General features: G+C 61.5%; 10 protein-coding genes. 9 read left to right on the top strand and 1 reads right to left on the bottom strand.

What is annotated here, in order from left to right; translation table 11 throughout:
* Positions 1-134: 134 nt before the first annotated feature.
* Positions 135-3,773 carry an autotransporter outer membrane beta-barrel domain-containing protein gene (locus DXT59_RS11050; RefSeq protein WP_162878038.1) on the bottom strand — a complete coding sequence of 1,213 codons (3,639 nt, stop codon included), beginning with the start codon at positions 3,771-3,773 and terminating at the stop codon, positions 135-137.
* Positions 3,774-4,761: 988 nt separating this feature from the next.
* Between DXT59_RS11050 and DXT59_RS11045 the strand changes: the two genes are divergently transcribed.
* From DXT59_RS11045 to DXT59_RS11005, 9 genes are all read left to right on the top strand, one after another.
* A complete protein-coding gene (locus DXT59_RS11045; protein WP_116136939.1) occupies positions 4,762-5,322 on the top strand; it encodes a YcjF family protein in 561 nt (186 codons plus the stop codon).
* Positions 5,323-5,438: 116 nt separating this feature from the next.
* Complete coding sequence (locus DXT59_RS11040; RefSeq protein ID WP_162878037.1) at positions 5,439-5,963, top strand: hypothetical protein; 525 nt, start codon at positions 5,439-5,441, stop codon at positions 5,961-5,963.
* Between the two features lie 12 nt (positions 5,964-5,975).
* Entirely contained in the window at positions 5,976-6,176 is a 201-nt protein-coding gene (locus tag DXT59_RS11035; RefSeq protein WP_116136937.1) for a hypothetical protein, read from the top strand.
* A 4-nt stretch (positions 6,177-6,180) separates the two neighbouring features.
* Entirely contained in the window at positions 6,181-7,845 is a 1,665-nt protein-coding gene (locus tag DXT59_RS11030) for a cyclic peptide export ABC transporter (RefSeq protein ID WP_116136936.1), read from the top strand.
* Complete coding sequence (locus DXT59_RS11025; RefSeq protein ID WP_116136935.1) at positions 7,838-8,824, top strand: prohibitin family protein; 987 nt, start codon at positions 7,838-7,840, stop codon at positions 8,822-8,824. Before DXT59_RS11030 ends, DXT59_RS11025 begins: the two co-directional genes overlap by 8 nt.
* A gap of 207 nt (positions 8,825-9,031) precedes the next feature.
* On the top strand, positions 9,032-9,928 hold the full coding sequence (locus DXT59_RS11020; protein ID WP_162878036.1) for a hypothetical protein: 897 nt from the start codon (positions 9,032-9,034) through the stop codon (positions 9,926-9,928).
* Positions 9,921-10,526 (top strand): phosphoribosyltransferase family protein, encoded by a 606-nt coding sequence (locus DXT59_RS11015; protein ID WP_116136933.1) that lies wholly within the window; start codon positions 9,921-9,923, stop codon positions 10,524-10,526. The genes DXT59_RS11020 and DXT59_RS11015 overlap by 8 nt, the downstream gene beginning before the upstream one ends.
* Positions 10,527-10,604: 78 nt before the next feature.
* A complete protein-coding gene (locus tag DXT59_RS11010; RefSeq protein ID WP_162878035.1) occupies positions 10,605-11,819 on the top strand; it encodes a hypothetical protein in 1,215 nt (404 codons plus the stop codon).
* A 22-nt stretch (positions 11,820-11,841) separates the two neighbouring features.
* Entirely contained in the window at positions 11,842-12,951 is a 1,110-nt protein-coding gene (locus DXT59_RS11005) for a DegT/DnrJ/EryC1/StrS aminotransferase family protein (protein WP_162878034.1), read from the top strand.
* Position 12,952: the final 1 nt, after the last annotated feature.

The raw sequence follows: 12,952 nt of genomic DNA, 5'->3' as shown, positions 1-12,952 counted from the left end.
CGCGCAATAGTATTACGACCTAATCCGGTTTTGTATTTAAAAAGTGTGACAGCGGGAGATTCAATCGGTCTCCCGCCGCCCGCGCGCTCGACGTCACGTTGGTGCAAGCCGCCTGCGCGCGGTCGGTACCGGCGTTACCAGTTGAACCGGTAGCCCGCCTGTCCGAATACGGTGCGTCGATAATCGCCGCCGGCATTGCGCGCGTATCGGACATCCGCATAGACAGTTGAACGTTTGCCGAAGCTGCCCGTGATGCCTACGCCCAGTTCGTACCAAGTCCGGCCCAACCGGTTGTCGAACGGGGTACCTCCCACGCTCGTCTGCCCCGGCGCGACGAAATCGTGCAACACGTCGGCGGTGAACCACGGCGTCATATTCGACGTCTTCGAATCGTTGGATAGATTGGCTTTGAACAAGCGAAAGCCGAGACGGCCGCGCAGCCCATTCGTTGAATTCGCGCCAACTTGCGAGACGCCGTCATTGAAGCCGTTCAGATGCAGATACTGATAGAGCAGTTGCGCCTGCGGTTCGAGGGCCGCTCCCGTGCCGCCCAACGCGAACGGCTTGCCGACCTCGCCGGAAATACCGGCGCCGAATCCGTTCTGGCTCGCGCTGTCGCCGAAGATATCGCCATAACGATTTTGATAATGCGTGAGTTGCCCGACAGCGTCCACGTAAGCGCCGTCGGGCAGATAGCGTGTCCAGTAACCGCCGACCGACTGGGCTTGTGTTTCGACGGTACCGGTCGCATTCGATAATTGTCCCGTGATACTGCGCAGGTTGTCGCTAAACGAGGCCGACGTCGAGCCGAACGTCACGGTTGCGCCGGCATGTGTACTGCCGCCGCTCGAATCATGTCCGAGCGTCCAGTCCTTGCCGAACTGCGCGAAGAACGTTCGTTCGTCGGCCGAGAAACGGCTTCCCGCATCCGCATCGACGCTCTGTCCGCCAATGCGGCCCCAGACTCCGTCGCTATGCGCCGCCTGCATTGCACCGGCGCCGACCTCGTCTCCCACGCGCTCATGTTGGCGGCCGAGCACCGTGAAACCGTAGTCGGCGTTGAGCAGCGGCGTGACCGAATAGCCGACCACGCCCGGCCGATACGCGACGGCCGCACCGGCAGCCGCATGAGTGGCGGCGCCCGTCGCCGGCGGGGTCGAGCCGCCCGGCGACGCGCTCGAGTCTGCCGGCGAAGCCACGGCTTGTTCTAGCTGCGAGCGCAGATACCAGCTATTCGAGTCCGTGGACCCGCCTTGGTAAAGCATGTATTGATACGCGCCTGCTTGCACGGGGCTTGCAAGACGGAAGCTGTTAGTCGCAGAGGTACCGCCGACTTGCACGAGTTGGATGCCATCGCCGACGGTCTGTGCGCCGGTACCCAATCGATTCAGCGCGATTGCCGTGCTGCCGCTGACGTTTCCTGCGACGACGAGCCGATCCGTCTGCGATGCGGCACCCCCTTGGTTGAATACCGTATTCAGCACCAACCGGCTATTGCCGCTGCCGGTGTAATTGCCGGCGATATGCAATACGTTCCCTGGGCTACCGTTGGCCGCTGCGAGTTGCAGCGTGCCGCCGTTCGTGACCGAACCGCCGATTTGCAACGTACCCGTTGAACCGGTTGCGAAGAGTGGCAATGCGTTTGCCGCGGCAAGCGTGCCGCTGTTTTGGACCGGGCCGGCGATTTGCCCGTATCCCCCGAGCGCGGCACCGGAGGCAACCGATACGTTCCCCGAGCCGATCGTCGCTTGCGGATGGGATGCGTCGCCGACCGCGAGCGTCCCCGCAGTGACCGCCGTCGCCCCGGTATAGGTGTTGTTGGCCGTCAGGATCGTTGCGCCGGTGCCGATCTGGTTGACCGCGCCCGTCCCCGAGATTAGGCCTCCGAACGTAACGGTATCGGAACGATCGAACGCCAGCGTGCCGTTGTTCGAGACATCGCCCGCGATCGCCCCCGACGTTCCTCCGTTGCCGAGTTGCAGCGTGCCGGCCGAAATCGTCGTACCGCCGGTGTAAGTGTTGTTGCCCGTGAGCAGCAAGGTACCTACATCGGTTTTGGTGAGTGCGCCGGTGCCGCCGATCGCGCTGCTCAACGTGAGGTTGCCGTTGGTCTGAAACGTGCCGCCATTCGCATTGAGCGTCACGGCTCTCGATGAGGCGAAGTCCGCCGTAGTCTGCAACGTCCCGCCATTGAACGAGAGCGCTCCGCTCGTACTGCCTAGATTCGCGTCTCCCGCCACTTGGAGCGTGCCGCCGTTGATGGCGGTGCCGCCAACGTAAGTATTGTTGCCGCCGAGAATCGTCGTGCCGTTGCCGATTTGGCTGACCGCACCCGTGCCTGAGATTTGGCCGTTATAGATAGAAACATCAGAACGATTGAACGCGAGCGTACCGTTGTTCGCCACGTTGCCCGCTACGCTGCCCGACGTACCGCCGTTGCCGAGTTGGAGCGTGCCAGCCGAAATCGTCGTGCCGCCGGAATATGTGTTGTTACCGGTGAATACCGCCTTGCCGCTGCCGATCTTGGTCAGCGCGCCCGTTCCGCTGAACGGTGAGGTCGCTGTGACGTTGAAGCCGCCGGTGTCGAGCGTCAGTCCGCCGGCCGCGAGATTGAGTTGCGTGCCCGAGAAGCCGCTGACGAACGCGGCATTTGAGGCAGTCGCACGCAGAGTCGAACTATCGAAGTTCGCTTGGACGGTGCCCGGTCCGGCAGTGAGCGCCTGCGTCGCCAGCAGGCTTGCGCCGGAGACGTTGAGCGTGGCCTTCGAAGACGATATCGCAGTCATCGTAACCGTATTCGCCGTTGCCGATGCGCCATTGGAAATCGTCAGCGTCCCATTCCCATACGCGCCGATGCCGAGGTCCGCGCTCGTATTCAATTGCGAACCCGCGCCGGTGATAGTCGCTGTACCCGTTCCCATCCCGCTAAGGTTGTTTCCGGCGATGGTGATGAAGCCGGCGGCCGTCACGACGCCGCCGTTGGTGACGTTCAGCACACCGCTTCCGGCGTCGATGCCACGGCCTCTACCGATCGCCATGAACCCACCGATGTTCCATTGCGAACCCGGGCCGGAGATATTCGCGGTGCTAGTGGACCCGCGCTCGAGCATAAAGACAGTGCCCGAGGTGGTGAGCGTACTCCCGCCGGTTACGTTCAGCGTCGCATTGCCGCCCGAAATGCCCGTAATACTGAAATTCAGGCTGGCCGTTGCCACGCTTGCGCCGTTAGCAACGTTCAGCGTGCCCGTGGAACCCGTGGGCCCGGCGATCTGAACCAGAGTACCCGTGGACCAGGACGAACCTGCGCCTGTAATGGTCACAGTCGTGTTCGTGCCCGCTGCGTTACCGATCTCATTGACCCCCGTCGTCACGCTCGACGACAACTTGCTGCCGTTCTGAACGGTGAGCGCGCTGGTACCGGCCACCGTGCCCATCTGCAAGAGACCGATCGTGCCGGTAGCAGCGCCCGACACGCCAAGCACCGTAGGATTCGGCGAATTCGTGTTGATGGTCACCGTGGCGGTGCCGCTCGGCGCCGTGCCGGTGGACCAGTTGGTTCCAACCGTCCAGTCGCTACTGGTGGTCCCTTTCCATACCTGAGCACTGACCGGCGACGAGCAGCAGAGCATCAGCGCGCTGATGCCGACGCCTGCCACGAGCGCCTGGCATCGGGCGGTATCTCCACCGCTCTTGCCGCGCCCCTTGTTTAATTCCGAAGCGACCACCCAAGTACCGAGCGCCTTGGACCAGATGATGCGGAACATACGATTCATTCGGATTTCCCCAACTGAGCGAATTTGGAGTTGCAAGACCCTGCACTGCATCGGTTACTCGGCGTGCGTTCGAGGCGCACGAACGCTTCCGCATGCCCCTGTTTATATGGGCATCAATAGGACTGCTAAATTTTTAATACGAACGAGCTGATAAATCGATGCTTGTTGCGCAACGGCCGGATGTCATGTCTGCGATGGGGCGAAACCGGCGAGACGCTATTCGAATACGACGGCGATCGTTTTCGTTGTGTTTCTACACCTTCGAATTCAATCGGTAGACATTACTTTGCAACAGGTGATTTCGTTTGTCCAGGCTAAACGACGCTTCGCAATGCACTTTGCAATCTTTAAGAATTCGGTTATTGAAATCGTCGCGATGGCGCTGTGGTCGGACAGCCCGAAGCTGCCTTTCGCAGCGTTGGCGCGTAGTTCGTGACGTCCATGTGACGTCGCTGGAACATCACAGTCGACGCAAGGTGGGTGCACCACGATCAGCCACGCGTGGCGGCAATCGTCCGGGATATCCGGAGCATGGTCGGGCGTCTCGCGCCGACCCTCGCGCACTTCTCGCAGTACTCGATGGATTGGCGCATCCGGGCACGCAGAGCGTCATTAAGAAGGGCCGATACAGGGATGGGCAGATCGTGCGAATTCTGCGCGTGCCAGATCGAGATTCGATTGCCGAGGTGGCCGCGCGCGATGGGATGGTGAAACGAAATCGCGACCTGCCCGAATTTCCAACGCCATCTCTTTCCTTGACAAAGATCGGCGCTTCGCCTTCACTCATTCACGTGGCGTAACGCCGAGCGCGCATACGGCCTATTAGTCGGAAAAAGCATAAATTCCAGCCTCCCTCTCGAAGCATCGCCGAAATGCTGCCGTTACGGTTGTCGCAATACCTGCTCTATCTGCGCGCAATATAGTTTGCCGGACCCGTCCGCCGATGCCAGCGCGGCCTGGTGTTCAATTTTCGAAGGATGAGAAGACGATGAGCGACCTAAATCACGTGGAACCAGGGCATGAGGGCGAAGCCGGTCCCGGAACGGACGAGGTGGATGCGCAGCGCCTGACAGTGCGGGAGCGGCACAGTGATGCGCTGAACCTCATCAAGAACCATGCGATCACGGCGTCGGGCGTGGGCATCGTGCCGATCCCCGGACTCGATCTCATCGCGTTATCCGCAGTGCAATTGAATCTGTTGCGCAACCTCAGCGAGTTGTACGGCTTCACTTTGACCGACGAGCTCGGCAAGAAGCTCTTGACCGCGGTGCTGGGCAGCTATCTGCCGCTCACGATCGCCACGCCGGTTGCGAGCGTCCTGAAGTGCGTTCCCGGCATCGGCACCGCCGCCGGTGTAGTCGCGCAATCGACACTGGCCGGCGCGACGACCTACGCGATCGGCAAGCTATTCCTCGAGCACTTCGAGACCGGCGGCACCGTCCTCGACGTGAATCCGGCGCAAATGGCGAAAAACCTCAAGAAGGCCGTCGAGGAAGGCAAGACGGCCCTCAAGCGAAAAGGGTCCGGCGCCCCTGACGCGCAAACATAACCGCCCTCACCCGCTCCGCCCTTTGAATGGCGCCCAACGACCGTGCACCGAATGAGGTGTCACATCGTTCACGCACCTCCGGTATGGCCCATACGGTGGGAGCGGTAATCCGTCATATGCTCCGCGTCGCGGCTCGGCTGGCGCTCGTCGCCCTCTGCGCGAGTGCGCCGCCTTGCTTCGCACAGGACGATATCAACCCGCTTGGCACCGCCGCGACGGTGCCGAACCGGCCGCTGCAGGAACTGCTCAGCGCGCGCCGTCCGAAGGGACCGGTCTACCTATCCATTCCGCGGGCGTTCGGCATCGCCACCGCGCAGTCCGAGGGCAAAGCGGCGTGCGTCCCGCAAGTCCTCGCGACGAATACGTCGAATCAGACCCTCGAATTGCTGATGGTCGGCATCCGCTACCGGAAGCCCAATGGCCAAGCTGCCGGCAGCGCTGTTTTGCGCTTCGACATCGTGAAGGTCGGCAAGGAAGAGTTGAATCGTTTCACCAATCCGGTCGCAGTCGACGATTGCGCCGGCGTGACAGCGGACGTGGAGATCCTTCGTTGCACGTACGACACCGGCGACAGTTGTCTGGGCGACGTCAAAGCCGTCGGTTACGGCGCGATCCCGCTGACGCTCAAAGACGAAAAATGAGGAGAAGCCGCGATGCCCATCACGCTATTCATCTATGTGGCCCTGTGTCTGATGGTGGGTTTTCTCAGCCGCAAGAGCCGCGTGGGTTTCTTGCGCGCGACGTTGCTGTCGTTCTTGCTCACGCCGACGGTCTTCCTGATCTATCTGCTGCTGTTCGCTTCGCTCGAGACGAACGGCGACGCTGCCGTCCGCGATCGGGCAAGCGGGCGCTAGGCGGATGCATCTGATCGAACTCCTTCTGCGCGACACCCGGCTCTCGCTGCGCAGGCTCGCTCTGATGGCCTTCATTGCGGCGGCGGCGAGCACGGGCGTTCTCGCGGTCGTCAACACCACCGCGCAATACGTGTCCGGGCACGGCAACGTCAAATATGTCGCGCTGTTCGGCGCCGGCCTGCTGCTCTATATTTTCAGTCAGCGCTATGTGCTGACGACGACCACCGACGAGGTCGAACGCATCGTCGATGAACGCCGGCGCCGGCTGATCCAAAAGCTCGTCGATTGCGAGTTGCTGAGCATCGAAAAAATCGGCCACGGTGGAATCTTCACGGCGATCAATTCCGACACCGAGACGATCTCGCAAACGGCGACGAGCCTGAGCCTCGGCGCGCAGGCGATCATGATGATCTTCTGGACGTCCGTCTATATCGCGACCTTGTCGCTGCCCGCGCTGGCCCTCGTCGCGGTGGTCGTGCTGATCGCCTCACGCGTCTACCGCAAACGCAGTGAACAGGCGAGCCGGGACTTGCGGCTCGCGCATGAGAGAGTCACCGCACTGCACGAAATGGTCGAGGGAATGCTTAACGGCTTCAAGGAGGTCAAATTATCGAGCCGGCGCGCAGCCGAACTGATTGACGACGCGGTCGCGGTGTCCGGACGGGCGGCGCGCTACCGCTCACTGGCGCAACGCACGCTGAACGCGAATTTCGTGTTTTCGCAGGCGGCCATGTACGTCGTGCTCGGCACGCTCGTGTTCGTGCTGCCAACCCTGAGTCCGACCTTCGGCGGCATCACGGTGAAGGTGCTTGCCGCCGTCCTCTTTCTGGAAGGCCCGGTGTCGGGTCTGTTGTCGGCGGCCCCCCAGATCACGATCGCGGACGCAGCGGCGGAAAGCCTGCTGAAGCTCGAAGAACTGTTCGACGAGCATCTGGAAAAAGGCATCGCCGAAGCGAGGAAACGCGACAGCGAGCAAGACGACGAGCCAGTCAGCGAGCGGTCCCACGGCTTTCACGCCATCCAGTTGAGGCACCTGCTGTTCAGCCGCGGCGAAGGCAGCGAGCGGTTCACGGTCGGGCCGATCGATCTGACCATCCGGCGCGGCGAGACACTCTTCGTCACAGGCGGCAACGGCTCCGGCAAGACCACTTTCATCAAGATGCTGACAGGCCTCTATCCCGCCGACTCCGGCGAAATTCTCGTCGACAGCCGGCTCGTAACGCGCATCGACATGCAGCGCTACCGCAACATGTTCGGTGCGGTGTTCGCCGATTTCCACGCGTTTCGCACCCTGTACGGTGTCGAGCACGTCGATGAGGATCGTGCGGCGACGCTCATCGAGGAAATGGAAGTGGACCGCAAGGTCCGCCTGCAGGCGCGGCGTTTCTCGACGATCGACCTATCGAGCGGACAACGAAAGCGCCTTGCGCTCGTCGCCGTGCAACTGGAAGGCAAACCCATCGTCGTACTCGACGAATGGGCCGCCGACCAGGACCCGCATTTCCGCGCTAAGTTTTACGAAACGCTGCTGCCTCGTTTGCGCAAAGAGGGGGTGACCGTCATCGCCATCACTCACGACGAAAAATACTTCCATCACGCAAACCGCCGTCTGCACTTCGAGGACGGCCGGATTGTCAGCATCGCGACGAAGGGGATGCACTATGAATGAGCGGAGGGTGTTCGGCGCCACCGCGTCCACGCTATTCACCCATCTGCGCGGGCGCCTCCGGTTCTTCAGCGGCGATCTCGTGATCGTGGGCGCCGTGTTGGTGCTGCTTCTCATTTTCCTGCTGCCTTTCATGATCATCACCATTCCGGCGGGACACCTGGGCGTGCTGTGGACGCGTTTCGGCGGCGGCACGGTGGTAGATCGCGTTTATACGGAAGGCACCACGGTAATCCTGCCCTGGGACGTCATGTCAATCTACGATGCACGCTTGCAGAGCGTCGACGAGGACTTCCACGTACTGTCGTCGGACGGCTTGCAGCTCACGGTCACGATCGCCTGGCGTTTTCGCGTGTTGCCCGAACATCTGGCGCAATTGCACAAGTACATTGGTCCGAACTATCGCACCACCCTCATCGAGCAATCCATCGGCTCGCGCGCACGCGATGTGATTGCCCTCTATCAGCCGGAAGATATCTACACGCGCCATCGTCTGGAAATCCAGAGCCAGATCGCACAATCCGTGCGCTACGACATCGAGCACGGCCTGGAAAATGTCAGCCGCGGCCGTCAGGCCTGGGTGTCGATCGAAGATGTGCTGGTCAAACGCATCGAGTTGCCGCCGGGCATGGAGGAAGCGATCGTGCGCAAGAATGTCGCGCGTCAGGAGGTGGAGCGATATGCGTTGCTCGTCGAAAAGGAAGCCCAGGAAAGCGAGCGCAAACGCGTCGAAGCACTCGGCATCCGCAACTTCCAGGAGATCATCAGCGGCAACATGTCCGAAGACTATCTGCGCTGGCGCGGCATCGAAGCGACGCTGGAACTCGCGCGCTCGGACAATGCAAAGGTGGTCGTTATCGGCAACGGGAAAACCGGCGGCTTGCCGCTGATCTCGCTCGACGTCGACAGCCCGGCCAAGCATGACAAGCGGGACACAGCGGGGAATTCCATGTCGCCGACCGGCACGCGGACAGCAAAATAATGCTTATTTTTTTATGCATTTTCATGCCACCCCGCAATCTCACGAAATCGACATTGACACTCGACGATTCGATTACTAGGATAAATTCAGAGGTAAGCATCAAGGCGTAATAATCAGAACGCGCACTGAGACGGCGGGATCGCGGAAAGCGCCCTCGCCGGCTTCGCTTATACACCGAGGCGCCCGCGCGGGCAGCGTGTCGGCTCCGTGCCAATACGTTGTATTGACCAAAAAACGACCCCCCACATCATGCTTTCACCAGTCAATCAGAGACTTTGGTCATACGCAGATGAGCGCCTTGTTGACATCAAGCTGATCGCGGGTCAATTTGGTGCAAATCGAATATTCGATCGGGCCGATACCGGGGAAACGGTAAACGCATTTCTTTTACCTTATCGTATCGATCAGGCATTAACGCTCGACATTCTCAATTATTTCGCGCTGGACACGTTGCTCCGGAATGCCGGACTCATGCCGCTGACCATCGTGATTGCGCCTGCGGACGATGGCAACCCCCATGCCGTTCATTCGCTTCGGCGCTATTTCGATTGCCGGATTCTGCGCGACGTCGTCGGCATCGATACGTTGATCCGTACGGCGGATCTGCTCAAGTGGGACCTGGTGTCGAAGGCCGGCAGCAGTCATCCGCCGTCGTGGCATCTGATGTTGGCGGCTTTCGCCATGTCTCTGCCGGCGAAGCAACCAGCGTTGTTCGTTCTGTACCGATCGCAGATCGACTTGATCCAGACGCTAAGCCGATCGTTGCCGAAGGCTCTCGTCCAGGACCTCGGCTTTCTCGTCATCGAGAATCCCGACGAGCTGCATCTCGCGCTGGGTTGTCCTGGCGAGCGCGACGCGTTCTCCCACGCGATCCGCAAGCTGCGGACCGGCACCAGCAACGAACTGAGCCACCGCATTTCCACGTGCGAGAGCTATCGCACGCTGTTCCATTACGACCTGCATGGGCCGACGAGTTTTTCCAGCGAAAAACTCGACAGTTGCTATCGCGGCGCCCCATCCTGCAGCAGTTGCAAGCAGGACGTCGCCGAGCATCTCATGGAAACATACAAACGCGAAACGAGCGCGAGGGCTACCCATGCTTGACGATATCCGGATTCCACAGCTAGCCGACGACGCCCTGCTTCGGGATGCCTTCGACGGTTGCCCGCTCCTGCCTGTTCAAGGCAAGAAGTTCGTCATCAATTCGCTGACCGAGCAGATTCCGGCCACCCGCCCAGACGTGTTGGCGCGTGCGGCGGAGGCCGTCATCGAAATGGGCGACTTCCAGCGGTCGACCAAGATCGTGGGGGAAGAAGACAAAGGCGCCGTGCTGATCGCCGCCGTGTCGCTGAAGTCCGGGTTGCCGTTCGGTATAGCCCGCTGGTACCCCAACGGGCTCGACGGGCAGATCAGCGTTCCGTTCGACTGCGAGTACCACTCGGGCAGCTTGTTCCTGAACGGCGTCGAGCGCGGCGACATGGTGATCATCGTCGATGACATGTTGAGCACAGGCGGCACCCTCATCGGGCTGATCCGGGCGGTCGAGGCCGCCGGCGCCATCATTGTCGATATCGTCTGCCTCGCGGAGAAGATCGACTACGGCGGCGCCGCGCGCGTGGAAAGTGAGACCGGCTACACGGTGAAGAGCGTCGTGAAGCTGTCGCTGACCGGAGAACGCTCGACCGTCGTCGCGATGTTCTGACGATCGTGGTGCGGCGTGGAGAGCGTCGCGACAAGCGTCCGCCGCAAGCCCTGCAACGCCAAGCAAGAGGACACTTCCATGCGGCGCCCCAAACTATTGCTATCCGCCGAGCCGTTCGGCTACGGTCCAGCGGGAAAACTGTTGAGTATTGTCGAGCGGCTTCGGGGCGGCGATTTCCATCTCTCGTTCCTCGGCGGCGGCACCGCCATGACGGCGGTGCGAATGAACCAGGGTTTCTTCGACACCATCGTCGAGCTCGAGGCCGGCCGGATTCATGAGCACGAAGCGCTAATTCGCGGCTGCGACGCGATCCTGAGCGTAATGGAGCCGGCGCTGGTCATTGCGGGGTACGCCCACCGGAAAACCACGCTTTACGTCGACAGCCTGTCGTTCCTGTGGCGCTCGTCCATCGAACGCGAGATGCTCGAAAAGTTAAGCAGCGAGTTGCCCGGCGCGCCGGCGCTCGGCTACGAACTGGCGAACGACATGCCGATGCACGACGCGCAGGCGCTCGCGCACTATCTAGCGCACGCCTGCTTTATCCAGCGCTACAGCAACCTCAATAGCACGATCGCAATCGCGAACCCGCGGGAAATCGACGCGATCGTGCCGCGCCACGGCGAGCCGGTCGCATGTCAAGGCTGCGACCTATTGGTATCGCTGTCGGGGCAGTTGTCGGCATTCGCGGATGCCGTCTCATCGCTCGACTACGCGAACCTCGTCATCGATCTGTGCGAGCGGATTCGAGCAAAAGCGGGTGGCGACACCCGGATCGATATTGCCGTCAATCCCGCGGTACGTAAGCTGATCCCGCAGGAACAGCAGCGGCGCTTCAACATGTGCTCGCTCGATCACCGCCACATGAACGAAAAAGTGCGCACCTGCACACTGCTGCTGGCGCCGCCCGGACTGACCACCGCACTCGAAAGCATCTTTCACGGCACGCCCTACCTGCTGTTGCCGGATCAGCATTACGCGCACCATCTGAACCGGATGATTCTCGACCCTGCCGGACAATACGCCGCGCTCGATTTCGGCACGCGGGATCTGCCGCGAGATCCGCGGGCCGCGACGCGGTTTCTGCAGGAACGTGCGAAATCGCAACTCACGTCGCCGGAATTCGACACGCTCGCCGACGCAGCCGCCGAACGCGTGTGCGAACTGCTGTTCGACGCGGCGTTGCGTGCTGCGGCGATTCGCGCCCAGCGTGCGCAGTTCGACGCATGCATCGGCGGATTCGACGGCGCCACGCATGTGACGAACGAGGTCAAGCAGCTCTTCGCGCTCGCTTGAGCCACCTCATGGGGATATGCCAATGCCGCTTCAAGCGAACATCAAAATCATCGGAATGCCGACGGCCTCCGAGGGCAACGAGGGTCTGTATCTGGACGCGGTCGCGAAAAGCCGCCTGGTGTCCGGGTTTCCCAGCGGCCCGTTCGTTCAGCGCCTCGAATCGTGCTTTCGCGAGTACACCGGCGCGGCCCATGCGATCGCGGTCAACTCAGGCAGCGCGGCGATCCTGGCGGCGTTGCTCGCGGCCGGTGTCGGGCCGGGCGACCTGGTCGCCGTGACGACGCATACGTTCGTCGGCACCGTGAACGCCATCGTGCTCGCCGGCGCACAGCCCTACTTCCTCGATATCGACGAACTGACGCTACAGCCGAGTATGGACAGTCTCGATCGCGCACTGGAACGCGGTGCCCGCTACTATCTGCCGGTGCATTTGTACGGTATGCCCGCGACGATGCATCCCGGCTTCCCGCGCGCGCGGATCATCGAAGATGCCGCCCAAGGCATCGGCTGTTTCACCGGCGGCCGTCATGTCGGCACGCTCGGTATCGCCGGGGCCTTCAGCCTGAGTCCGTCGAAAGTGATCAGTTCCGGCGAGGGCGGCATGGTCGTCACCAACGACTCCGAGGTCGCTGCCAAGGTAAGCATTATCCGCAATCACGGACTGACGGCGTGGAATGAGCATCACATGCAGGGCTTCAATTTCCGGCTCTCCGAGTTGAACGCCGCGTACGGAGTTGGACAGTTCGAACAGATAGAGCGCTTTCTCGCGCAACGGCGTGCGGTCGCGGACCTCTATCGGAGTTTTTTTGCCGGCACCGGTTTCGCCGTACCGACGCCGGATGCCACGGCCCGCTGCAGTTGGGTCAAATTTCCCGTGGTGATCCCGCCAGGTTTCCGTCTCGCTCCCGACGATCTGGCGACGCTGCTCAGGGAGCACGGTGTCCCGTTCGAAAGAACGTACCGAGCGGTACATAGCTTTGCGATGTTTCAGCGGACAGTCGCGCAGCGCGATCGCGCTTGCCCGGTTGCCGAGCGATGTCTCGCGCGGGTGATCAATCTGCACACCGGCCCCCGTATGTCCGCAGAGCAAGCCGAGTCGATCGTCGACGATCTAACCACGATAATGGAGTAGG

Source organism: Trinickia diaoshuihuensis (genome assembly GCF_003390925.1).
Classification (GTDB): domain Bacteria; phylum Pseudomonadota; class Gammaproteobacteria; order Burkholderiales; family Burkholderiaceae; genus Trinickia; species Trinickia diaoshuihuensis.
This window is presented reverse-complemented; position numbering and strand designations above follow the sequence as displayed.

Bases quoted from the DNA above. Each gene is read 5' to 3' on its own strand.
- DXT59_RS11050 (WP_162878038.1), bottom strand. From the start codon at position 3,773: ATGAATCGTATGTTCCGCATCATCTGGTCCAAGGCGCTCGGTACTTGG.
- DXT59_RS11045 (WP_116136939.1), top strand. From the start codon at position 4,762: ATGAGCGACCTAAATCACGTGGAACCAGGGCATGAGGGCGAAGCCGGT.
- DXT59_RS11040 (WP_162878037.1), top strand. From the start codon at position 5,439: ATGCTCCGCGTCGCGGCTCGGCTGGCGCTCGTCGCCCTCTGCGCGAGT.
- DXT59_RS11035 (WP_116136937.1), top strand. From the start codon at position 5,976: ATGCCCATCACGCTATTCATCTATGTGGCCCTGTGTCTGATGGTGGGT.
- DXT59_RS11030 (WP_116136936.1), top strand. From the start codon at position 6,181: ATGCATCTGATCGAACTCCTTCTGCGCGACACCCGGCTCTCGCTGCGC.
- DXT59_RS11025 (WP_116136935.1), top strand. From the start codon at position 7,838: ATGAATGAGCGGAGGGTGTTCGGCGCCACCGCGTCCACGCTATTCACC.
- DXT59_RS11015 (WP_116136933.1), top strand. From the start codon at position 9,921: ATGCTTGACGATATCCGGATTCCACAGCTAGCCGACGACGCCCTGCTT.
- DXT59_RS11010 (WP_162878035.1), top strand. From the start codon at position 10,605: ATGCGGCGCCCCAAACTATTGCTATCCGCCGAGCCGTTCGGCTACGGT.
- DXT59_RS11005 (WP_162878034.1), top strand. From the start codon at position 11,842: ATGCCGCTTCAAGCGAACATCAAAATCATCGGAATGCCGACGGCCTCC.